The 1,133-nt window shown below is 29.5% G+C and carries 1 protein-coding gene and 1 pseudogene; both read right to left on the bottom strand.

Translation table 11 applies throughout. From position 1 onward, the window contains the following. Positions 1–637 (bottom strand): hypothetical protein (locus H2277_RS08975; protein WP_337201962.1); only part of this gene is annotated, 637 nt, incomplete at its 3' end. Beyond that, positions 634–1,133, bottom strand: a pseudogene (locus H2277_RS08970) (hypothetical protein); the annotation flags it as partial. The gene H2277_RS08975 and the pseudogene H2277_RS08970, both read right to left, overlap by 4 nt.

Raw genomic sequence — 1,133 nt, 5'->3', positions numbered from 1 at the left:
TTTCTTGGAAGTATTTTGTGCCTTTTGGGGTTGTTGCTACCCAGATATTATATTGTGACCAATATTGTGGTGTATCCCAAGAAACATTACCTAAAACAAGACTACATCCATCCTCATCTAATGTCTCGAGATCATCCAACTCTCTAATAAATCTTTCTTTATAGAAGAAATTATCTCTAAAATATATCCAAGCTTGATATTTATCTTCTTTATAATAAGATAAGTTTGAGGGATAATCTATTTTATTTCTATCTTCATCACAATAAGATCCAAAATCTATATAACCTGCTAGAAAAAGTTGCCCCAAGATATTAATATATTCACTTATATAGGTAGGTTTGGGTGTATTTAAAGAAAATGGACTGCTAATATTATCAATGCTGTAAGTATCTAATAAAATTAAATTATTACATTCCCACCTTGAGACACCCATGCTTTTTCCACAAATAAGCAAAATATAATATTCAAATAGTTCTAAAATACCGACCTTATCTTTTAAATGGGATGATATAATTAAAGCTGGATTAGCATAATCATTCTCTAAAAGCTGGGTTTTTTTCCATATATCAAAATCTATATCAGGAAAAAAAATAGCACACTTTTCGTTTTCATCCCATTTTATATACCTATATTTCATTTTTTATCCCATTTTCTATAATGTATTGTTTTAAGATTTCCTCTTGGTTTATTGGAATTTATCTCTATGGTCTCACCCCCGCTTTTAGAAGTTTTCTTATATTGTATAATAGTTCCATCATCTAGTTTTCTCATGTAAATCGGTTGTCCGTATTTTTTATCTACTTTATTTTCAAACTCTTCAGAATTTTTAGTTAACTTTTTCCATAATTTGTCTAATTCCTCTTTATTTTCAACTATTCTCCTGCGTTTATCTCGAACATTTTTTGGCAGTTTATCTACTATCTGCAACACTTCATCTTTAGTCAATGTTCTAGGTTTTAAATACTCAGTATCTTTAAAAAATTGCTTTATCCCTCTTAAAGCCGGAACAAATGTATAACTCACATCTTCCAAAGGTTTATCATTGAGTTCTAATTGACTAGGAAATACTATCTCAATAAACTCCCCACTGCCATCTTGTGTTTGTATTCTTATAACATTATCAGGGATGATTT

The sequence above is a fragment of the Campylobacter sp. W0014 genome, assembly GCF_020135975.1.
Taxonomy (GTDB): domain Bacteria; phylum Campylobacterota; class Campylobacteria; order Campylobacterales; family Campylobacteraceae; genus Campylobacter_D.
The sequence above is the reverse complement of the archived record's forward strand: the minus strand, read 5'-3'. Positions and strand labels throughout refer to the sequence as shown.